This is a genomic window from Pseudoxanthomonas spadix BD-a59 (assembly GCF_000233915.3).
Lineage (GTDB): Bacteria > Pseudomonadota > Gammaproteobacteria > Xanthomonadales > Xanthomonadaceae > Pseudoxanthomonas_A > Pseudoxanthomonas_A spadix.
This window is the reverse complement of sequence record NC_016147.2, coordinates 1,694,914-1,716,937: the sequence shown is the minus strand read 5'-3', so window position 1 is coordinate 1,716,937 and position 22,024 is coordinate 1,694,914. Positions and strand designations below refer to the sequence as shown.

Annotated in this window: 18 protein-coding genes; 6 read left to right on the top strand and 12 right to left on the bottom strand. The window is 67.2% G+C overall.

Annotated features, from left to right (window positions below):
- From DSC_RS07640 to DSC_RS07615, 6 genes are all read left to right on the top strand, one after another.
- Positions 1-1,284, top strand: coding sequence for a class I SAM-dependent methyltransferase (locus DSC_RS07640; protein ID WP_043291090.1), 1,284 nt, complete (start codon positions 1-3; stop codon positions 1,282-1,284).
- The gene (locus DSC_RS07635; RefSeq protein ID WP_014160580.1) at positions 1,284-1,832 is read left to right on the top strand and encodes a DUF2878 domain-containing protein; all 549 of its coding nucleotides are present in this window, start codon (positions 1,284-1,286) and stop codon (positions 1,830-1,832) included. Before DSC_RS07640 ends, DSC_RS07635 begins: the two co-directional genes overlap by 1 nt.
- Complete coding sequence (locus DSC_RS07630; RefSeq protein ID WP_014160579.1) at positions 1,829-2,611, top strand: DUF1295 domain-containing protein; 783 nt, start codon at positions 1,829-1,831, stop codon at positions 2,609-2,611. The genes DSC_RS07635 and DSC_RS07630 overlap by 4 nt, the downstream gene beginning before the upstream one ends.
- A 23-nt stretch (positions 2,612-2,634) precedes the next feature.
- Positions 2,635-3,711 (top strand): SAM-dependent methyltransferase, encoded by a 1,077-nt coding sequence (locus tag DSC_RS07625; RefSeq protein ID WP_014160578.1) that lies wholly within the window; start codon positions 2,635-2,637, stop codon positions 3,709-3,711.
- Positions 3,712-4,211: 500 nt separating this feature from the next.
- On the top strand, positions 4,212-5,555 hold the full coding sequence (locus DSC_RS07620; protein ID WP_014160577.1) for an aromatic ring-hydroxylating dioxygenase subunit alpha: 1,344 nt from the start codon (positions 4,212-4,214) through the stop codon (positions 5,553-5,555).
- 114 nt (positions 5,556-5,669) lie between these two features.
- Entirely contained in the window at positions 5,670-6,188 is a 519-nt protein-coding gene (locus DSC_RS07615; RefSeq protein WP_014160576.1) for an aromatic-ring-hydroxylating dioxygenase subunit beta, read from the top strand.
- Between the two features lie 144 nt (positions 6,189-6,332).
- Here the strand turns inward: DSC_RS07615 and recJ are convergent, their stop codons facing one another.
- From recJ to hrcA, 12 genes are all read right to left on the bottom strand, one after another.
- Positions 6,333-8,153 (bottom strand): single-stranded-DNA-specific exonuclease RecJ, encoded by a 1,821-nt coding sequence (gene recJ, locus DSC_RS07610; protein WP_014160575.1) that lies wholly within the window; start codon positions 8,151-8,153, stop codon positions 6,333-6,335.
- Positions 8,150-9,067 carry a hypothetical protein gene (locus DSC_RS07605; protein WP_014160574.1) on the bottom strand — a complete coding sequence of 306 codons (918 nt, stop codon included), beginning with the start codon at positions 9,065-9,067 and terminating at the stop codon, positions 8,150-8,152. The genes recJ and DSC_RS07605 overlap by 4 nt, the downstream gene beginning before the upstream one ends.
- A 13-nt stretch (positions 9,068-9,080) precedes the next feature.
- The gene (gene greA / locus DSC_RS07600; protein WP_014160573.1) at positions 9,081-9,557 is read right to left on the bottom strand and encodes a transcription elongation factor GreA; all 477 of its coding nucleotides are present in this window, start codon (positions 9,555-9,557) and stop codon (positions 9,081-9,083) included.
- Positions 9,554-12,796, bottom strand: coding sequence for a carbamoyl-phosphate synthase large subunit (carB, locus tag DSC_RS07595; protein ID WP_014160572.1), 3,243 nt, complete (start codon positions 12,794-12,796; stop codon positions 9,554-9,556). Before carB ends, greA begins: the two co-directional genes overlap by 4 nt.
- Position 12,797: 1 nt before the next feature.
- Complete coding sequence (locus DSC_RS07590; protein WP_014160571.1) at positions 12,798-13,223, bottom strand: four helix bundle protein; 426 nt, start codon at positions 13,221-13,223, stop codon at positions 12,798-12,800.
- Positions 13,220-14,437, bottom strand: coding sequence for a glutamine-hydrolyzing carbamoyl-phosphate synthase small subunit (gene carA, locus DSC_RS07585; RefSeq protein WP_014160570.1), 1,218 nt, complete (start codon positions 14,435-14,437; stop codon positions 13,220-13,222). Before carA ends, DSC_RS07590 begins: the two co-directional genes overlap by 4 nt.
- 183 nt (positions 14,438-14,620) lie before the next feature.
- The gene (dapB, locus tag DSC_RS07580) at positions 14,621-15,334 is read right to left on the bottom strand and encodes a 4-hydroxy-tetrahydrodipicolinate reductase (RefSeq protein ID WP_014160569.1); all 714 of its coding nucleotides are present in this window, start codon (positions 15,332-15,334) and stop codon (positions 14,621-14,623) included.
- Positions 15,335-15,620: 286 nt separating this feature from the next.
- A complete protein-coding gene (locus DSC_RS07575; RefSeq protein WP_014160568.1) occupies positions 15,621-16,805 on the bottom strand; it encodes a prephenate dehydrogenase in 1,185 nt (394 codons plus the stop codon).
- Between the two features lie 192 nt (positions 16,806-16,997).
- A complete protein-coding gene (dnaJ, locus tag DSC_RS07570; protein ID WP_014160567.1) occupies positions 16,998-18,137 on the bottom strand; it encodes a molecular chaperone DnaJ in 1,140 nt (379 codons plus the stop codon).
- Between the two features lie 162 nt (positions 18,138-18,299).
- On the bottom strand, positions 18,300-20,222 hold the full coding sequence (gene dnaK, locus DSC_RS07565; RefSeq protein WP_014160566.1) for a molecular chaperone DnaK: 1,923 nt from the start codon (positions 20,220-20,222) through the stop codon (positions 18,300-18,302).
- A 153-nt stretch (positions 20,223-20,375) separates the two neighbouring features.
- On the bottom strand, positions 20,376-20,897 hold the full coding sequence (grpE, locus tag DSC_RS07560) for a nucleotide exchange factor GrpE (protein ID WP_014160564.1): 522 nt from the start codon (positions 20,895-20,897) through the stop codon (positions 20,376-20,378).
- A gap of 45 nt (positions 20,898-20,942) precedes the next feature.
- Positions 20,943-22,013, bottom strand: coding sequence for a heat-inducible transcriptional repressor HrcA (hrcA, locus tag DSC_RS07555; RefSeq protein WP_014160563.1), 1,071 nt, complete (start codon positions 22,011-22,013; stop codon positions 20,943-20,945).
- Positions 22,014-22,024: the final 11 nt, after the last annotated feature.

Genomic DNA, 22,024 nt, shown 5'->3' with positions numbered 1-22,024 from the left:
ATCGATGCCTCCAGTTCTCCGTCGGCACCTGTGTCGGCCGCCAGCGGATCGCTGACCGAGCGCATCCTGCGCCGCCGCCTGATCGACACCCTCTCACAGCTGCGCGGGTGCCGCCTGGTGCTGGAGGAAGGCGGCCAGCTGCATGTGCTGGGCACGCCCGATGGCGAGGCGACACTGCTGCAGGCGCGGATGCGCGTGCATGATCCGGCGTTCTGGCGCATGGCCGCGCTCAACGGCAGCGTCGGCGCTGGCGAGGCCTTCATGGAAGGCCTGTGGGAGTGCGACGACGTGGTTGCGCTGATGCGCATGCTGGTGCGCAACCGCGACCTGCTCGACGCGCTCGACAGTGGCACGGCCAGGATCGGCGCTGCGCTGATGAAGCTGATGCACGCCTTCTCGCGCAACACGCGCAGCGGCAGCCGGCGCAACATTGCCGCGCATTACGACCTGGGAAACCCGCTGTTCTCGTTGTTTCTGGATGAAAATCTCATGTACTCCTCGGCCATTTACGAGGACCAGACCGAATCGCTGGAAACCGCGGCCACCCGCAAGCTGGACCGGATCTGTCGCAAATTGCAGCTTGGCCCGCAGCACCGTCTCGTGGAGATCGGCACCGGCTGGGGCGGCTTCGCCCTGCATGCGGCCGGGCAGTACGGTTGCCACGTCACCACCACCACCATCTCGCGCGAACAGCACGAGCTGGCCGCGCAGCGCATCGCCCAGGCCGGCCTGCAGGACCGCATCACCCTGCTGATGCAGGACTACCGAGATCTGGAAGGTACATACGACCGCCTGGTCTCGATCGAGATGATCGAAGCCATCGGCCATCAGTACCTGGAAACCTACTTCGCCAAGGTCGCCAGCCTGCTCAGCCACGATGGCCAGGCCCTGATCCAGGCCATCACCATCGAGGATCATCGCTACGTGCAGGCACGCGGCTCGGTGGACTTCATCAAGCGGCATATCTTTCCCGGCAGCTTCATCCCGTCGGTGGCGGCGATGACCGCGGCCATTGCCAGGGCCAGCGACCTGCGCCTTTTCAACCTGGAAGACATCGGCCCCAGCTACGCACTGACCCTGCGCGCCTGGCGCCAGCGCTTCGTGGCCAGGCTGGAGCAGGTGCACGCGCTGGGCTACGACCTGCGCTTCATCCGCATGTGGGAGTTCTACCTGGCCTATTGCGAAGCCGGCTTCCTGGAGCGCTCCATCGGCGATGTGCACCTGTGGCTGACCAGGCCCGGCGCGCGCGCGGCGCAGTATCCGTACGCACTCGAGGGCGTGTGATGGCGATGTGGCCCAACCTGCGCAATTACCTGGCGCTGCAGCTGGTGTGGCTGGCGGCAGTGGCAGGCGCCGGGCGCGGCTTGTGGTGGGCCGGACCAGCGGCGCTGGCGGTGTTTTCCGCCTTGCATTTTGGCCTGCACTGGCACCTGCGCGGTGACGCGATGCTCATGCTGGCGGCCTTGCTGCTGGGACTGCTGATCGACTCGATCGCTGCCGCCAGCGGACTGGTGGATTACGCAGCCGCATGGCCCGCCGCGTCGCTGGCACCGGTCTGGATCGCCTCGCTGTGGATGGCGCTGGGGCTGACCGTGCAGCATTCGTTCGGCTGGCTGGTACGGCATCCGCGCTGGAGCCTGCCGGTGATGGCGATCGGCGGGCCGCTGTCGTACTGCGGCGCACAGGCGTCATTCGACGCGGTGCGCTTGGCTGCGCCGGCATGGATCGGCATGCTTGCAATCGGCGCGCTGTGGGCGGCCGCCACCGGTGTGCTGGTGGTGCTGGCCAGCCACCTGGATCGCAGCACGGCCACAGCGAAGGCGCAGCCATGAACGCCTGGCCGATCGCGTGGGTGTCCCTGGGGGCGCTGTTGGTGATGTTTGGCGCCTGGCTGTGGCAGCGCCGCACGCGCAATGCTGGCGTGGTCGATGTGGTGTGGGCGGCCGGCATGGCGGCCAGCGCGGTGGCCTATGCCTGCACCCTGCCCGGCGCAGCCCTGCCGCGACTGCTGGTGGCCGTGCTCGGCGGTGTGTGGGGCCTGCGGCTGGCCTGGCACCTGGGCGCACGTGTGTTCGGCGATGCGCACGAGGATGGGCGCTATGCCTACCTGCGCCAGCACTGGCACGATGCCCAGGGCAAGTTCCTGCTGTTCTTCATGGCCCAGGCGGTGATGATCATGCTGCTGTCGCTGCCGTTCTGGGTGGTGGCCCACAACCCGGTCGCGCACTGGTCGCGCTGGACCACGCTGGGCGTGCTGGTGTGGTTGCTGGCGGTGGCCGGGGAAAGCCTGGCCGATCGCCAGCTGGCGGCGTGGAAGCGCGATCCGTCGCACAAGGGCCGTACCTGCGACCAGGGCCTGTGGCGTTACTCGCGCCATCCCAATTATTTCTTCGAATGGCTGCACTGGTTTACCTATGTATTCCTGGCGATCGGCTTGCCCTGGGGCTGGGTGCTGGCCAGCCTGTGCGGACCTGCGCTCATGCTGGCCTTCCTGCACCGTGTCACCGGTATCCCGTACACCGAAGCACAATCGCTGCGCAGCCGCGGTCAGGACTACGCACGCTACCAGCGCACGACCAGCGCGTTTTTCCCGCTGCCGCGCAAACGCTAGAGCCACACCTGGAGAATTGCTGCATGCCCGCTTCAGATTCGCCCGTCTCAGAAGCAAAGGAAGTCCGCGAAAGCCTGGCCACGCGCCTGGCCGAGTCCGGCCGGCTGCCCGACGCGCTGCTGCGCATGGGCATCCGCCGCCAATGCGCCCAGCGCCTGAAGGACGAACGCAAGGGCGGCACCGAGGCAGTGTTCTCGCGCCAGCAGGCCTGGCTGGATGGCCTGCGTCAGGACGCCATCGCAGTGGAGACCCAGGCCGCCAACCGCCAGCACTATGAACTGCCGCCGGAGTTCTTCCGCCTGTGTCTGGGCAAGAACCTCAAGTACAGCGCCTGCTTCTGGGACGACAGCACCCGCGACCTGACCCAGGCCGAGGAAAAAATGCTGCGCCTGTACTGCGAGCGCGCCGAGCTGGTCAACGCCAGCCGCATCCTGGAGCTGGGCTGCGGCTGGGGCTCGCTGACCATGTGGATGGCCGAGCGCTATCCCAAGGCGATGATCACCGCGGTCTCCAACTCCAGGTCGCAGAAGGACTTCATCGAGGCGCGCTGCCGCGAGCGCGCGATCTTCAACGTCGAGGTCATCACCGCCGATGTCAACGCGCTGCAGCTGCCGGAGGAAATGTTCGACCGGGTCATCTCCATCGAGATGTTCGAGCACATGCGCAATTATCAGGCGCTGCTCGCACGCGTGGCGACCTGGCTCAAGCCGGGCGGCAAGCTGTTCGTGCACATCTTCTGCCACCGCGAGCTGCTGTACCTGTTCGAGACCGAAGGCAGTGGCAACTGGATGGGCCGGCATTTCTTCACCGGTGGGCTGATGCCTTCGGCCGACACGCTGCTCAAGTTCCAGGACCGGCTCTCCATCGAGGAACGCTGGCTGCTGCCCGGCACCCATTACGAGAAGACCGCCAATGCCTGGCTGGAAAACCACGACGCCAGCCATGACCAGGTCATGGGCCTGATGCGCCAGACCTACGGCGTGGCCGATGCCGCACGCTGGTACCAGCGCTGGCGCATGTTCTGGATGGCCTGCGCTGAACTGTTTGGCTACGCCAACGGCAACGAGTGGATGGTCGCCCACTACCGGTTCAAGCGCTGATCGCATTGGCGCTCGCCCTGGCCTCTTGTTGAAGCAAGAGGACAGGCTCGCTACAGCTGCCCGCGTGCAGCGCCTGATCCGTGCGTTGAGCATGCCGTCTGTCGGCATCCAGCAACAGACTCCCTGCCCACCAGGCCCGGCGCCTGCATGCCCGGCACCGCGGTGTGGTGGCCATGGGCCTGCCGCGATCATGCCTGCACCGTGGTCGACAGCTTCGTGTTGCACCGCAGCTTGTCCTCCAGCCGCGAGTCGTCCATATAGGCATCGGTGCGGTTATCGAATGTCGATAACAATGTCGAAATTATAACGAACCGCGTTCCCAGGATCCTGCCGTGGGCGTGGGTGGCGGGAAAGATTTGTAGTCACCTGGTGAGGAAGAGATCTGTCCTTCCGCCTGTCAGAAGCACTCAACGGAGACGTCCAACATGAATACTTTGATCAAAGAACTACAGGAATCCCCTGTGAATATCCATCAAAGGAAAGAAGTACACGAATCCCCTGTGAAGGGAATCCCTGAGTGGACACCGGAAACGGTCCGCGCACTGGTCGATCAGGAAAAAGGCCTGCTGGACCCGCGCATCTACACCGACCAGGGTCTATACGAACTGGAGCTGGAGCGGGTCTTTGCCCGCTCCTGGCTGTTGCTCGGGCATGAGAGCCATATTCCCAAGACTGGGGACTTCATGACGACTTACATGGGTGAAGATCCGGTGGTCATGGTGCGCCAGCCAGACAAGAGCATCAAGGTGTTCCTGAATCAGTGCCGGCACCGCGGCATGCGCATCTGTCGCACCGACGCCGGCAACGCCAAGGCCTTCACCTGCAGCTACCACGGCTGGGCCTACGACGTCTCGGGCAAGCTGGTGAACGTGCCCTTCGAAAAAGAGGCCTTCGGCGACAAGCACGACGGCGACTGCGGCTTTGACAAGGCCGAATGGGGCCCGCTGCAGGCACGCGTGGCCACTTACAAGGGCCTGGTCTTCGCCAACTGGGATGCGCAGGCGCCTGACCTGGAGACCTACCTCGGTGACGCCCGTCCGTACATGGACATCATGCTGGATCGCACGCCGGCCGGGACCGTGGCGATCGGCGGCATGCAGAAGTGGGTCATTCCGTGCAACTGGAAGTTTGCCGCCGAGCAGTTCTGCAGTGACATGTACCACGCCGGCACCATGTCCCACCTGTCCGGCATCCTGGCGGGCATGCCGCCGGAAATGGACCTGTCGCATGCACAGGTGCCCACCAAGGGCAACCAGTTCCGGGCCGGCTGGGGCGGGCACGGCTCGGGCTGGTTCGTCGACGAGCCGGGCATGCTCATGGCGGTGATGGGGCCCAAGGTCACCCAGTACTGGACCGAGGGTCCGGCTGCCGACCTGGCAGAACAGCGCCTGGAACATACCGGCATGCCGGTTCGACGCATGTTCGGCCAGCACATGAGCGTCTTTCCGACCTGTTCGTTCCTCACTGCCGTCAACACCATCCGGACCTGGCACCCGCGCGGCCCCAATGAAATCGAGGTGTGGGCCTTCACCCTGGTCGATGCCGAGGCCCCGGCCGAGATCAAGGAAGAATATCGCCGGCACAACATCCGCACCTTCTCTGCAGGCGGCGTGTTCGAGCAGGACGATGGCGAAAACTGGGTCGAGGTCCAGAAAGTGATGCGCGGGCACAAGGCCAGGAGCCGGCCGCTCAATGCCCAGATGGGTCTGGGCCGGTCGCAGACCGGCCACCCCGAGTTCCCCGGCAAGATCGGCTATGTCTATTCCGAAGAAGCGGCGCGGGGCATGTACCACCACTGGTCGCGCATGATGTCCGAGCCCAGCTGGGCCACGCTCAAGCCCTGAGCGCGGCGCGATCGACAAACTCTCCAACCGAATGCAAATCCATCAGGGGCCAGGCGTGCGCGCAGGCAGCGCGCCGAGGCCCGCTCCTTGGTATTGACTCAGAGAACAACCCTCATGACCAACCTGTCCGCGCATTCCTACAAGGTCTTTGAATGGCCCAGCAAGACCGTGGGCCTTGAGCTGCAGAACGAGATCGAACAGTTCTACTACCGCGAAGCGCAGTTGCTTGACCACCGGGCCTACGAGGCCTGGTTTGCCCTGCTGGACAAAGACATCCGCTACTTCATGCCGCTGCGCACCAACCGCATGATCCGGGAGGGCGAGCTGGAATATTCCGGCGACCAGGATTTTGCCCATTTCGACGAAACCTACGAAACCATGTACGGACGCATCCGCAAGGTGACCTCGGATCTGGGCTGGGCGGAAAACCCGCCTTCCCGCACCCGCCACCTGATCTCCAATGTCATCGTCAAGGAGACGGCCACGCCGGATACCTTCGAGGTCAATTCCGCATTCATATCTTCGCCGGCGAACGCCGGGACGTGCTGCGCCGCGCCGACAACAACCTTGGCTTCAGCATCGCCAGGCGCACCATCCTGCTCGACGCCAGCACCTTGCTGTCGAACAACCTGAGCATGTTCTTCTAGACAAGACGCCCACATCGGCCCGCCGCGCTTTGCGGGTCGTCATGAGGCCGGCATTCGGGGGTGGTCGCGACATCTCCGGGCTTCGCTCTGCACATCAGCCGGGGCACCGCAATTGCATGGTGCCATCGCATCAGGCGGCCGCTGATCGACGGCCGCCGCACCCCGACAGTGGCGCCGGCGCGCAGTGTTCGACGATCAACTGGATCGCCTCGCCGCCACGGTAATCGTCAGGCGCCAGGCGATAGGCCAGGTGGACCTGTGCCGGCGGCGGCTCGGCCCCGAGGCCGTTGAAGTGGATCGCGTTGAGCGGCGCGGCCCGTTGCGGGCAGCGCAGCACCAGCTTCAGGTGCCGCTCGCCGACGGCGCGCCAGTCGATGACCTCGAACACGCCGTCGAACAGCGGCTCGGCAAAACCCTGCCCCCATGGACCGCCGTCGCGCAGCGCTTCGGCGTGGGCGCGGTCGAACTCATGCGGCAACAGCTCGCCGTCACTGGGCAGCTCGGCCTGCAACAGCGTGGCATCCAGCGTGGCCGCGGCATGGGCGGCAAACGCTGCTTCGAAGGCCGGCAGGTTTGCCAAGTCCAGGCTCAGGCCGGCGGCCATCGCGTGGCCGCCGAATTTCTGCAGCAGGCCCGGATGCCGGGCGTCGATGGCGGCCAGCGCATCGCGGATATGAAAACCGGGAATCGAGCGCGCCGAGCCGCGCAGCGCGCTGCTGCCCGGCTCGGCCGGGGCGAAGGCGATCACCGGGCGATGCACGCGATCCTTCATTTTCGAGGCGACCAGCCCGACCACGCCCGGATGCCAGTCGCAATCGAACAGGCACAGCGCCAGCGGCCTCTGGCCGTCCAGGGCGACCCTGGACAGCGCCCGCTCGGCCTCATCGGTCATCTGCTGCTGCACGCCGCGGCGCTCGGTGTTGATCGCGTGCAGGATCCCGGCCATCTCGCGTGCCGGGCCGTCCTGCTCGCACAGCAGGCAGGCGATGCCCAGGGCCATGTCTTCCAGGCGGCCGGCGGCATTGAGCCGCGGCGCGATGGCAAAGCCGATGTCGGTAGCGCTCAGGGTCTGCGCGCGGCGCCCGCAGACCTCGATCAAGGCGCGCAGGCCGGCGCAGCCCTGCCCGGCGCGCAGCCGGCGCAGCCCCGCGGCAACCAGGGCCCGGTTGTTGGCATCCAGTGGCACCAGATCGGCCACCGTGCCGACCGCGACCAGGTCCAGCAATGCATTCAGGTCCGGCCGTTTTTGGCGAGAAGCGCAGCCCTCAATGGCCGCTGCCTGATGCCCACGATCAGCGCCTGCCCCCGACTTGACCGGGGCAGGATCGCCAAACAGATGCCGGCGCAAGGCCAGCAGCACGTAGAACATCACCCCGACGCCGGCCAGTGATTTGCTGGGGAAGTCGTCGCCGGGCAGGTTCGGATTGACGATGGCGTGGGCCAGCGGCAGGGTCGGACCGGGCAGATGATGGTCGGTCACCAGCACCTGCCAGCCCAGCGCGCGGGCCTGGGCGATGCCGGCGTGGCAGGCGATGCCGTGGTCGACGGTGACCAGCAGGTCGGGCTTGAGTTCGGCCAGCTCGGACACCAGCGACGGCGAGAGCCCATAGCCGTGGGTCACCCGGTTGGGCACCGCCGGGCTGACATGGCGCGCGCCCAGCATCACCAGCCCGCGCACCGCGACCGCACAGGCAGTGGCGCCATCGCAGTCGAAATCGCCGACCACCACGATGTGGCGGTCGTTGGCGATCGCCTCGGCAAGCAGCGCCACGGCCGCGTCCATGCCCGACAGCAATTGCGGCGGGTGCAGCTGGGCCAGGCGCGGGCGCGCCTGGAGATCATCCAGCGCGCCACGGGCGGCGTAGACGCGCTGCAGCAGCGGCGGCATCGAGGCAGGCCACACCCCGCCTTCGGGCACGGCGCGCCGGGTGATACGCGGCGATCCGTTCATGGGTCCAGCCGGGTCCACGGGCGACGCCAGAAGCGCCAGCGCTGCGCGGCGTCCAGCACGAAGCAGGCACCATCCTGGAAATCCAGGACCACCCGCGCCAGTTCGCCGGCACGCAGCTCGGCCAGCAGCGGCGCCAGCGCCTCATCGGTGAACAGGGCCAGCGAGCGCAGGTGGCGCAGGTCGACCAGTGCCTCCACTTCACCCTGGGCCTGGTCCGGCACGCCGGCAAGCGCCGACAACGCGCGCACGAGCTCCTCGCGGCTGCGCACCTGCCGATACCGCGTGCGCACCGACTGCGGCAGGCGGCCTTCGCCCCAGAACCACAGCGCGTTGACCGCCGGCTTGCCTTCGGACAGGCGCCGGGCATTCCAGGGATGCTGGTGCAGGGTCACCTGCACCTGCGTGAACAACGCGCGCCAGCGGCGGCCTGCATCACCGTGCGGCAGGTGGCCAAACAAATCGTCGCCGAGCACCTCGTCGGGCGAGGCAAATTGGGGCAGGGGCGTATCGCCGGCCAGGCGCAGGTACCAGCGCGACGGCTCGGGCGCGTCCAGGAGCAAACCGGCATCGCCGAACAACGGCCGCAGTGCCGGCAGCAGCGCGGCGCTGTCCGCTTCGGTCAGGCCCAGCGCCGGGCCGTGCGCCAAAAGCCGCGCGCCGGTCATGTCCGGCGCCAGGAACGCTGGATCGGCGCGCAACCAGCGCGCATCGGCCGCGTCGCCGGCGTCGAGCTGGCGGGTCAGCGCCGCGACCGGCCAATGATCTGGCGTCCACTGGAAATGCCGGCGCAGCTGGGCGCGCTCGCCGGGCTGGCCCACAGTGCGGTCGGCGCGGGCCAACGCCCGGCCAGCCTCGAGCGTAAGCGTACCGGCAAGCTGGGCGCGTGCCGGCAGCAGCAGCGTGGCCGATGCCATCGCGGCGTTCGACTCAGGCGCCGTAGGAGACGCTGATGATCTCGTACTCGTGCTCGCCGGCCGGCGCCACGATGACCACACTGTCGCCCTCGTTCTTGCCGATCAAGGCACGGGCGATGGGCGAGGAAATGGCGATAAGCGACTGTTTGATGTCCGCTTCCAGGTCACCGACGATCTGGTAGGTCTTCTCTTCGTCGGTATCGACGTCGGTCAGCACCACGGTCGCGCCGAACACCACGCGCGAACCGGCATCGAGCGCGGCCACATCGATCACCTCGGCCGTGGACAGCTCGGCTTCCAGCTGGTTGATCCGGCCTTCGATGAAGCCCTGCTGTTCGCGGGCGGCATGGTATTCGGCGTTTTCCTTCAGGTCGCCGTGCGCACGCGCCTCGGCGATGGCGGCGATCACTTCCGGACGCTTGACCGACTTGAGGTAATCCAGCTCCTCACGCAGGCGCTGGGCGCCCTGCTTGGTGATGGGGGCTCTCATGCTTGCAACTCCTTGTGCAGTTCCTGCAGCGCCAGCACCGGGCCGGTGCCGCGGAACTCCAGCGAATTGACCAGCGCACGTGCGCCGGCGATGGTGGTGGAATAGGTCAGGCGCTGCTGCAGCGCCTCACGACGGATGGAGAACGAATCGGAGATCGCGCGGCGGCCTTCGGTGGTGTTGACGATATACACGATCTCGCCGTTCTTGATCAGGTCGACGATGTGCGGACGGCCGTCGGTCACCTTGTTGACCAGCTCGCATTCGATGCCGTGCTTGCGCAGCCACGCCGCGGTGCCGACCGTGGCCACCAGCGAGAAGCCGCGCTCCAGCAGCGCCCGGGCCACCGGCAGCACGCGCTGCTTGTCCGGATCGCGGACCGAGACGAACGCCTTGCCCGGCTGCGGGGCCTTGATGCCGGCGGCCTCCTGCGCGCGCGCCATCGCCGCGGCGAAGCTGTGGCCCACGCCCATCACTTCGCCGGTCGAACGCATCTCCGGCCCGAGGATGGGATCGACCCCCTGGAACTTGGCGAACGGGAAGATCGCCTCCTTCACCGAGTAGTAGTCCGGCACGATTTCCTTGATTGCGCCCTGCTCGGCCAGGGTCTTGCCGGCCATGCAGCGGGCGGCAATCTTGGCCAGCGCCATGCCGGTGGCCTTGGACACGAACGGCACGGTCCGCGAGGCCCGTGGATTGACTTCCAGCAGGTACACGATGTCCTGGCCGTCGTCGCCGGCCTGGATCGCGAACTGGGTGTTCATCAGGCCAACCACGTTCAGGGCCTTGGCCAGCTCGACCACCTGGCGGCGCAGCTCGGCCTGGGTTTGGGCCGACAGCGAGTAAGGCGGCAGCGAGCACGAGGAGTCACCCGAATGCACGCCGGCTTCCTCGATGTGCTCCATCACCCCGCCGATCAGGACCTGGCCGTCCTTGTCGGCGATGATGTCCACGTCCACTTCCACCGCGTTGTCCAGGAAGCGGTCCAGCAGCACCGGCGAGTCATTGGAGACCTTGACCGCATCGCGCACGTAGCGGGCCAGGTCCGATTCGCCGTAGACGATTTCCATGGCCCGGCCGCCAAGCACATAGCTGGGGCGCACCACCAGCGGATAGCCGATCTCGCGGGCCAGCAGCAGGGCCTCCTGGTCGTTGCGGGCGATCCGGTTCGGCGGCTGCTTCAGGCCGAGCCTGTCGACCAGACCCTGGAAGCGCTCGCGATCCTCGGCCAGGTCGATGGAGTCGGGCGAAGTGCCGATCACCGGCACGCCGTTGGCTTCCAGCGCGCGGGCCAGCTTGAGCGGGGTCTGCCCGCCGTACTGGACGATCACGCCCTTGGGCTTTTCCAGCTCGACGATGGCCAGCACGTCTTCCAGGGTCAGCGGCTCGAAATACAGGCGATCGGAGGTGTCGTAATCGGTCGAGACGGTCTCCGGGTTGCAGTTGACCATGATCGTTTCATAGCCGTCCGCGCGCAGTGCCAGCGCGGCGTGCACGCAGCAGTAGTCGAACTCGATGCCCTGGCCGATGCGGTTGGGACCGCCGCCCAGGATCATGATCTTGTCGCGGTTGGTCGGGTTGGCTTCGCACTCGTCCTCGTAGGTCGAGTACATGTACGCGGTATCGGTGGCGAACTCGGCCGCGCTGGAATCCACGCGCTTGTAGACCGGCCTGACCCCCAGCGCCTTGCGCAGCACGCGCACGGCGGTCTCGTCGGTGGCGGTCAGCTGGGCCAGGCGCGCGTCGGAGAAACCGGCGCGCTTGAGCTCGCGCATGCGCGTCGCGTCCAGCGAACCCAGGCCTTCGGCGGCCACCCGGGCCTCGTCGGCGATCAGGTCCTCGATCTGGTCCAGGAACCACGGATCGATGAACGACAGCGCATGGATCTCTTCCACGCTCATGCCGGCGCGGAACGCATCGCCGACGTAGAACAGGCGCTCCGGGCCCGGCGCCTTGAGCTCGCGGCGCAGCGAGGCCATGTCGTCCTCGCTGCCCAGGTCCAGGCCGGTCGGGTCCAGGCCGACCTTGCCGGTTTCCAGGCCGCGCAGCGCCTTCTGCAGCGACTCGGAGAAGGTGCGGCCCATGGCCATCACCTCGCCCACCGACTTCATCTGGGTGGTCAGGCGCGCATCGGCCTGCGGGAACTTCTCGAAGGCAAAGCGCGGGATCTTGGTCACCACGTAGTCGATCGAAGGCTCGAACGAGGCCGGGGTCTTGCCGCCGGTGATCTCGTTCTTCAATTCGTCCAGGGTGTAGCCCACCGCCAGCTTGGCGGCGACCTTGGCGATCGGGAAGCCGGTGGCCTTGGAGGCCAGCGCCGAGGAGCGCGAGACGCGCGGGTTCATCTCGATCACCACCACCCGGCCGGTCTGCGCATTGATCCCGAACTGCACGTTGGACCCACCGGTATCCACGCCGATCTTGCGCAGCACCGCGATGGAGGCATCGCGCAGGCGCTGGTATTCCTTGTCGGTCAGGGTCTGGGCCGGGGCCACGGTGATCGAGTCGCCGGTGTGCACGCCCATCGGATCCAGGTTCTCGATCGAACAGACGATGATGCAGTTGTCCGCGGTGTCGCGGACCACTTCCATCTCGAACTCCTTCCAGCCCAGCACCGATTCTTCCACCAGCACTTCGTGGACCGGCGAAAGCTCCAGGCCGCGCTTGATGATGTCCTCGAATTCCTCGCGGTTGTAGGCGATGCCGCCGCCGCTGCCACCCAGGGTGAAACTGGGGCGGATGATGGTCGGATAGCCGACCGTGGCCTGGATCTCCACGGCCTGCTCGAAGCTGCGCGCGACCGCGGCCTTGGGGCATTCCAGGCCGATCTCGCCCATCGCCACGCGGAACAGTTCGCGATCCTCGGCCATCATGATCGCCTCGCGCCTGGCGCCGATCAGCTCGACGTTGTACTTGTCCAGCACGCCATGATCGGCCAGGTCCAGCGCACAGTTCAGCGCGGTCTGGCCGCCCATCGTCGGCAGCAGCGCATCAGGCCGTTCCTTGGCGATGATCTTCTCGACCGTCTGCCAGTTGATCGGCTCGATGTAGACCGCGTCGGCCATCTCCGGGTCGGTCATGATCGTGGCCGGATTGGAGTTGACCAGGACCACCCGGTAACCCTCCTCGCGCAGCGCCTTGCACGCCTGGGCGCCGGAGTAGTCGAACTCGCAGGCCTGGCCGATGACGATCGGGCCGGCGCCGATGATCAGGATGGTGTTGATGTCGGTGCGGCGGGGCATTTCAGTAGTCCTCGGCGGTTTCGGAGATTCGGGACCCGGGACCCGGGACCCGGGTCCCGGATTCAAGCCGCCGCTGCAACGACTGCTGCAGCCTGGAAAGCATCTGACTGACACGCTCACAGAGCAGCAGCGTTGCGGCCACTTCCGACCGAACGCCCAGGCCGAGGCGCTCGGCCAGCAGCAACTGCGTCTGCAACTCGGCGCATGAACCTGTCGCCATGGAGACGAAACGCGCGTAATCACGTGTCGAGCCTCGTGCATTGCCTTCAGCGATGTTCGATGGCACCGAAACCGCCGCACGTTGCAACTGGGAAGTCAGCCCATAACGCTCATCGCGAGGAAAGGCCGAGGCCACCCGATACGACTCCTGGGCCAGATCCATCGCCAAATTCCAAACCTCCAGTTCGCGGAAGTGGGATGCCGTCATGTCGCTTCTCCCCGGTCCCGGGTCCCGGGTCCCGGGTCCCGAGACTTTGCTCCCAGCATCGAGACGAACCGATCGAACAGCGGCGAGACATCCTTCGGGCCGGGCGAGGCTTCCGGGTGGCCCTGGAAGGAGAACGCCGGCGCGTCGGTCAATTCGATGCCCTGGTTGGTGCCGTCGAACAGCGAGCGGTGGGTCACGCGCACGTTGGCCGGCACGCTGGCCTGGTCCACCGCAAAGCCGTGGTTCTGCGAGGTGATCATCACCCGGCCGGTGTCCAGGTCGATCACCGGATGGTTGGCGCCGTGGTGGCCATGGCCCATCTTGACCGTCCTGGCCCCGGCGGCCAGGGCCAGCAGCTGGTGGCCCAGGCAGATGCCGAAGATCGGGATCTTCTTCTCGACCAATTCCTTGATTGCGGCGATCGCGTAATCGCACGGCTGCGGATCGCCCGGGCCGTTGGACAGGAACACGCCGTCGGGCTTCAGCGCCAGCACCTCGGCGGCCGGGGTCTGCGCCGGGACCACGGTCACCTCGCAGCCGCGCTCGGCCAGCATCCGCAGGATGTTGCGCTTCACCCCGTAGTCGTAGGCCACGACCTTGTATGTGCGTCCCGCACGAGAACCCGCACATCCATCTGCGGACTTTTCAATGCGCTTCGCGCCCAGACCGACGAACTTGTTCGTATCCAGGTCCAGCTGGCCCTCGCTCCAGGTGTAGGCCTGTTGGGTCGACACGACCTTGGCCAGGTCCATGCCCTTCAGGCCCGGGAACTTGCGCGCCGCTTCCAGCGCCTGCTCGACGTCGATCTGGCCGGCCATGAGCGCGCCGTTCTGGGCACCGTGCTCGCGCAGGATGCGGGTGAGCTTGCGGGTATCGATGCCGGAGATGGCGATCACGCCGCGCGCCTTGAGCCAGTCCTGCAGCGGCACCTGACTGCGCCAGCTGCTGGGACGGCGCGGCACGTCGCGCACGATCAGGCCGGCCGACCAGACCTTGCCGGCTTCGTCGTCCTGGTCGGTGCAGCCGGTGTTGCCGATATGGGGATAGGTCAGGGTCACCAGCTGCCGCGCGTAGGACGGGTCGGTGACGATCTCCTGATAGCCGGTCATGGCGGTGTTGAACACCACTTCGCCGATGGACAGGCCGTGGGCGCCGACGGATTGACCCTCGAACACGGTACCGTCTTCGAGGACCAGGATTGCGGATTGGGTCACTGCACTCGCCTTGGGATGGAGGAAACCCTGCGTCCACCTCAACTTGCGGCTGCAAGAAACCGCGAACACGGCGTTTCTCCGGTCCGAGGCGATGTGGTCAACAGGCGAGTGCGCATTGTACGGACCGGCCCCTTGCGGCGCCAGCCGTATTTTCAGTGACCGGTGCCTCACGCCGAGGCGATTCTAGTCAAGCAGGTCGCGGACCCGATACAGGCCGGGGCTTTTGCCCGCCAGCCGCTGCGCGGCGTGCAAGGCGCCGCGTGCGAAGATGTCGCGATTGCTGGCGCGGTGGATCAACTCCAGCCGCTCGCCAGGGCCGGTGAACTGGACCAGGTGCTCGCCGACGATATCGCCGGCGCGCAGGCTGGCATAGCGCGGCGCCGCGCCGGCCGCTTGCGCGCCCTGCCCCAGGGTCAGCGCGGTGCCCGAAGGGGCGTCCTGCTTGTGCACGTGGTGCGCCTCGACGATGTCGCAGTCCCAGCCCTGCAGGGCTGCCGCGGCGCGTTCGACCAGTTCGGCCAGCACCGCCACCCCCAGGCTGAAGTTGGAGGCCCACACCACCGGGATCGAGTCCGCCGCGGCCTGCAGCGCGCCGCGCTGGGCTTCGGACAGGCCGGTGGTGCCGGACACCAGCGCCACCTTGCGCTCCAGGCACAGCGCCAGGATCGGATCGAACCCTGCGGGCAGGCTGAAATCGATGGCCACGTCGAACGCGGGCACGCCGTGCAATTCGCTGGCGGCGAAATGCGCCACGCCCTGGACCACGCGCGCGACCGGACGCCGGTGCGTGACCGCGGCCACCACGCCCAACGCGGGGTTTTCGGCAGCCAGCCGCAGCAGCGCCTGGCCCATGCGGCCGGACGCGCCGTGGATCAATATGCGCAGGACATCATCCATCGATCGGTCTCTTCAGGCAGCGCCAGCCGATGGCAGGGCCAGGGTGCGCCGGGACAGGGTGATCCGGGTGTTCATCGGGGCCAAGGATACCGTGTCACCAGCGCCGCGCCTGGCGAAAATCTGGCCAGGCCGATCCAACGGCCGCCCGACGCGGCCCGCCGAACTTGTCCACAGGCTTGTACGGAACTTGATCCACACCCGGTGTGGAAAACGCGCCTGCGCTTTGAGTGCAGCGCCAGGCGCATGTGGAATTTTCAGGACCTGTGCGTTCGGCGGTCGGGCGGCGCTACAGGTTGGCCACGGTGCTGGGTGTGGTCGGCAGGTCGCCATCGAGCACCCGGCCGATGCCGCTGGCATCGACTTGCGCCGCGGCACGGGCCAGCGCCTGCAGGTCGGTGCCGCTGTCGAAACCCAACCGGAAATGCACTTCGCCGGCCGGATTGCGCAGCGAATGCAGCGAGGAAATGCTCACCCCGTGGCGCTCGAACACATGCAGCAGCGCGCGCAGCGAGCCGGGCTGGTCCAGCGGCAGGTGCACCGACAGGCTGCGCGGTTCGGCCAGGTCGGCCAGCAGGTAGCCGATGCGTTCGAACCGGTAATTGCCATCGGCCAGCGCCTCGGCGCCGATCGCGGCCTTGTTGGCGGCCAGCACGCTTTGGCGGAAGGTGGCGCGCGCGGCCTCGTCGCCGGCGCTCACCAGGTCGCGCAGCGCCGACAGCTCCTGCACCAGCGTGTCCAGCACCGCCGGCACATGGGGATTGCCGAACTGGATGTCCTCGTAGATGGCCGGGTTGAGCGAAAGGATGCGCGCGATCATCGCCCCGTCCATTTCGAACGAGGCCGAGCGATACGGGAACAGCTCGGCCAGCGAACCGACCCGATCGGCATGGCGGCGCAGCGCCGACGCCTGGGCCAGGTGCCCGGCGTGGACCATCGCCTGGACCAGGGCCATGACCTGGTCGTGGTGCTCGGGCGTGGTGCGCACGCACTGGGCTTCCAGCGCATCGAGCAGGGTCTGCAGCCACGGGCGCCAGGCGTCCAGGCGCGCTTCGCACACCACCATTGGCCGGCCCTTGAGCGTGGGCGACTTGGGCGGCGCACACATCGGGTGCAGGCCGACCACTTCGGCCTGCGACTGCAGCATCGCCGCCACCGGCTCGGTCTTGATCGAGGTCAGGTCCAGCCACAGCTGGCCGCGTTCACGCCCGGCCGCCAGCTGCGCATACTGGCCGATCAGCGCGGCGGTGAGCCGGATCGGCGTGCTGAACACCAGGACCTGCGCCTGGTCGATCAGCGCATCGGGCGAATGCGATCGCGGATCGGCCGGGTCATGGCCGATCACCGCCAGGCCCATCTGGTGCTGCAGGAACCTGGTCAGCCAGCGCCCGTAGCCGCCTGCGCTGCCGACGATGCCGATGACCGGAACAGACGATGTGTGCAAGAAAAAACGCCCGGGGAAACCGGGCGTCATTCTATGCGCAGGCGCGCACCTGGGCGCGAGGAAACGTAGGGCGGGTCTTGACCCGCCATTGCCATGCCGGATGAACCGGTAACGGCGGGTCAAGACCCGCCATCCGGAATCCGGGATCCGGCCCTGCGACGGCGGGTCAAGACCCGCCATTGCCATGCCGGATGAACCGGTAACGGCGGGTCAAGACCCGCCCTACGAGGTCATCCGGTCCCAGAAGCCCTTGACCCCGTCCAGGAACGTGGCCGACTTGGGCGAGTGCTTGCGCGCCTGGTCGTCGCCGACGAAGGTCGCCTCGAACTTCTGCAGGATCTCGCGCTGCTCGGCGGTCAGGTTGACCGGCGTCTCGACCACGACCTTGCAGAACAGGTCGCCGGTGGAGCGGCTGCGGACCGACCTGACGCCCTTGCCGCGCAGCCGGAACAGCTTGCCGGTCTGGGTTTCGGCCGGGACGCGGATCTCGGCCTCACCGCCCAGGGTGGGCACGCGCACGGTGTCGCCCAGCGCGGCCTGGGAGATGCGGATCGGTACGTCGCAATGCAAATCGTCGCCGTCGCGCTGGAAGATGGGGTGCTCGCGCACGCGCACCTCCACGTACAGGTCGCCGGCGGGGGTCCCGGCCGGACCAGCCTCGCCCTCGCCTGAGAGGCGGATGCGATCGCCGTTGTCCACGCCAGCCGGGATCTTCACCGACAGCACCCGCTCTTCCTCGACGCGACCGGCGCCATGGCAGGTCGTGCACGGGTTGCGGATCACCTGGCCGCGGCCGCCGCAATGCGGACAGGCCTGCTGCATGGTGAAGATGCCGCGCTGCATGCGGACCTGGCCGCGGCCGCCGCAGGTGGCGCAGTTCTCGGTCTTGCCGTCTTCCGAACCGCTGCCCTGGCAGGGCTCGCACGCGGCCATCGTCGGGATCTCGATGCGCTTTTCGACGCCGGCCACGGCTTCTTCCAGGTCCAGCTCCATCACGTAGCCGATGTCGGCACCGCGGCGGGCGGCGCGGCCGCCACCGGCGCCGCCCCCGAAGATGTTGCCGAAGATGTCGCCAAAGATGTCGCCCATGTCGGCGCCACCGAAGCCCGGCCCCGCGCCACCGCCGCCCATGCCATGCTCGAACGCGGCGTGCCCGTGCTGGTCGTAGAGGCGGCGCTTGCCGCCGTCGGACAGGACCTCGTAGGCCTCCTTGCATTCCTTGAACGCAGCCTCGGCGGTGGTATCACCGGGATTGCGGTCAGGATGGAACTTCATCGCGCAGCGGCGATAGGCTTTCCTCAGCTCCTCTTCACTGACCGTGCGGGCCACGCCCAGCACCTCGTAATAGTCGCGTTTGCTCATACGGCAGAACCCGGGGCCCGGGGCCCGGGGCCCGGGATAGTGGAAAGCGTGGTCATGGGATGATTCCTGGCAAGGCCGATGCCCAGTGCGTGGCGACAATCGCACCCGGCAGGTCTCCCCTGCCGGGTTTCCGCGTCACCCGGTTCCGGTTCCGGGCCGTCATTACTTCTTGTCGTCCTTGACCTCGGTGAACTCGGCGTCCACCACGTCGTCGGCAGCGCGGTGGGCCTGCTGGGCGCCGGCTTCCGGACCTGCCCCCTGCGCGCCGGCCGAAGCGGCAGCGTAGAGCGACTGGCCGGCTTCTTCCAGGGCCTTGGAGCGGGCTTCGATCTGGGCCTTGTCGTCGCCCTTCATCGCCGTTTCCAGGTCGGCCAGCGCCGCCTCGACCCTGCCGATCACCTCGCCGCCCACCTTCGAGCCATGCTCGGTGATGGCGGTGCGGGTGGAGTGGATCAGGGCGTCGGCCTGGTTGCGCACGGCCACCAGTTCGTGGAACTTCCTGTCCTCGTCGCGGTGTGCTTCGGCGTCGGCGACCATGCGCTGGATCTCTTCGTCCGACAGGCCCGAACCGGCCTTGATCTCGACCTTCTGCTCCTTGTTGGTCTTCTTGTCCTTGGCCGACACGTGCAGGATGCCGTTGGCGTCGATGTCGAAGGACACCTCGACCTGCGGCAGGCCGCGCGGCGCCGGCTCGATGCCGGACAGGTCGAAACGGGCCAGCGACTTGTTGAAGCGGGCCTGCTCGCGCTCGCCCTGCAGCACGTGCACGGTCACGGCCGACTGGTTGTCCTCGGCGGTGGAGAAGGTCTGCGAGGCCTTGGTCGGGATGGTGGTGTTCTTCTCGATGATCTTGGTGAACACCCCGCCCAGGGTCTCGATGCCCAGCGACAGCGGGGTCACATCCAGCAGCAGCACGTCCTTGACGTCACCGCCCAGCACGCCGCCCTGGATCGCGGCGCCCAGCGCCACGGCCTCGTCGGGGTTGACGTCCTTGCGCGGCTCCTTGCCGAAGAACTCGGTCACCGCTGCCTGTACCTTGGGCATGCGGGTCTGGCCGCCGACCAGGATCACCTCGCCGATGTCGCTGGCGCGCAGGCCGGCGTCGTTGAGCGCGGTGCGGCAGGGCTCGATCGACTTCTTGATCAGGTCATCGACCAGCGCTTCCAGCTTGGCCCGGGTCAGCTTGATGTTCAGGTGCTTGGGGCCGGAGGCGTCAGCGGTGACGTACGGCAGATTGACTTCGGTCTGTTGCGAGGAGGACAGCTCGATCTTGGCGCGCTCGGCGGCATCCTTCAGGCGCTGCAGGGCCAACGGATCCTTGCGCAGGTCGATGCCCTGGTCCTTGTTGAACTCGTCGACCAGGTAGTCGATGACCCGGGCGTCGAAGTCTTCGCCACCCAGGAAGGTGTCGCCGTTGGTGGCCAGCACCTCGAACTGCTTCTCGCCGTCGACGTTGGCGATCTCGATGATCGACACATCGAAGGTGCCGCCGCCCAGGTCATACACGGCGATCTTGCGGTCCTGCGCATTGCCCTTGTCCAGGCCATAGGCCAGGGCCGCGGCGGTGGGCTCGTTGATGATGCGCTTGACGTCCAGGCCTGCAATCCTGCCGGCGTCCTTGGTCGCCTGACGCTGGCTGTCGTTGAAGTAGGCCGGCACGGTAATCACCGCCTCGGTGACGGTCTCGCCCAGGTAGGCCTCGGCGGTCTTCTTCATCTTCTCCAGCACCCGCGCGGAAATTTCCTGCGGAGCCATCTTCTTGCCGTCGGCGGTGGCCACCCAGGCGTCGCCGTTGTCATGGGCCACGATGCTGTAGGGCACCAGGTCCAGGTCCTTCTTGACTTCGGCGTCGGTGAACTTGCGCCCGATCAGGCGCTTGACCGCATAGAAGGTGTTCTTGGGGTTGGTGACCGCCTGGCGCTTGGCCGAGGCGCCCACCAGCACTTCGCCGTCCTTGGTATAGGCGACGATGGAAGGCGTGGTGCGGTCGCCTTCGGAATTTTCGATGACGCGGGCCTTGCCGCCTTCCATGACCGCCACGCACGAGTTGGTCGTGCCGAGGTCGATGCCGATGATCTTGCCCATGATGGTGACTCCGTGAGTGCGAATGTGGGTCGGGTTGGAACCGGCGTTCGGGCCGGATGATGAACCTGATATAGGGATGTGATGACCGGCTTCAAGCGCCGCTGGAACACAAAATTCCGGGCCGTCGTGCGCCGGTCGGCGGCGCGCGCCGACTCAGTCGTGCTGGGCCACCACCACCAGCGCAGGTCGCAGCAGGCGATCGTTGAGCAGATAGCCCTTCTGGAACACCTGCAGCACGCTGCCCGGGGCCGCGCCCTGGGCCGGCGCCTGGCTGATGGCCTGATGGTGGTCAGGGTTGAACGGCTGGCCGGTGGGATCCAGCACGGTCAGGCCGTTGTCGCTGGCGACCTTGAGCAGCTGCTTGAGGGTCAGTTCCAGGCCTTCGCGCAGCGGGCTGGGTTCGGCCCCGGCAGCGGCCAGGCCCGCATCCAGGCTGTCGAACACCGGCATCAGCTGGCCCAGCAACTTCTCGTTGGCGAACTTGCGCGCGTTGTCCACGTCACGGGCCATGCGCTTGCGCTGGTTCTCCAGGTCGGCGCGTTCCAGCAGGACCTGGGCGCGCAGCTGGTCCAGTTCGTTGCGCAGGGTTTCGATCTCGGCCTGGAGCGCGGCCTGGGCATCCTGTGGCGCGTCGGCGGCCGCATCGTGGCTGGCCGGGTGTTCACTTGCAGTCATCGGTCAATGTCCGTCTGGCGGGTCGGTGTCCGCCGCAAGCCCCACCTATGGGGCCGGCGCAGAGGGATTCAAGTCATCGCCGGGACGCAGCATCGCCGCACCAAGCGCGTCGGCGGCGGCCTGGACCACCGGGATCACGGTCTGATAGGCCATGCGGGTCGGTCCAATCACGCCCAGCACGCCTAGCACCTGGCCACTGGCGCGGTATGGCGCGGCCACCAGCGAGACCCCGTCCAGCGGCGCCAGCCCGGTTTCCTCGCCGATGAAGATGCGCACGCCCGGCGCGCTGATCGTGCGTTCAAGCAGCTGCAGGATCTCGCGCTTGCGGGCGAAGGTCTCGAACAGCTCGCGCAGCCGGTCCAGGTCGGACAGGTCCTGCACGGCCATCAGCCGGGTCTGGCCGGCCAGGACCATGTCGTCGTCCGAGGGGGTCAGCGCATGCTCGGCCAGCTCGACGGTGTGGGCCAGCAGCCCTTCCATCTCCGAGCGGGCCGCGCGCAGTTCGCGCAGCAGGGTGGCGCGGATCTCGGCGATCGGCCGACCGGCAAAATGGGCATTGAGGTAGTTGGCCACCCGCTCCAGCTCGGACGGGTCGTAGGTGCGGCGCGGCTCGATCACCCGGTTCTGCACCTCGTTGTCGGCAAACACCAGGATCGCCAGCACCCGGCGCCCGTCCAGCGGCACGAAATCGATGTGGCGGAAGGCGAACTGCTCGCGCCTGGGCGCCCCGACCACCCCGACAAAGTGCGTCATCGCCGACAGCAGTTCCGAGGCATTGCCCAGCAGTGCCTGGGTGCCGGTGCCGGCCGGCAGCTCGGCGCGCAGGCGGGCCAGATCGCGTTCGGCCAGCGGCTGCATCTGGACCAGGCTGTCCACGAACACCCGGTACCCCTGCGCGGTCGGAATGCGCCCGGCCGAGGTGTGCGGCGAACTGAGCAGGCCGGCATCTTCCAGATCGGCCAGGATGTTGCGGATGGTCGCGGCGCTGACGTCCAGGCCCGAGTGCCGGGCCAGGGTGCGCGATCCGACCGGCTCGCCATCCTGGATATAGCGGGCGATCAGCGTGCGCAGCAGCTGCCGCGCGCGTGCATCCAGATCCGGACTTCGACGATTCATGGTCGATAGAT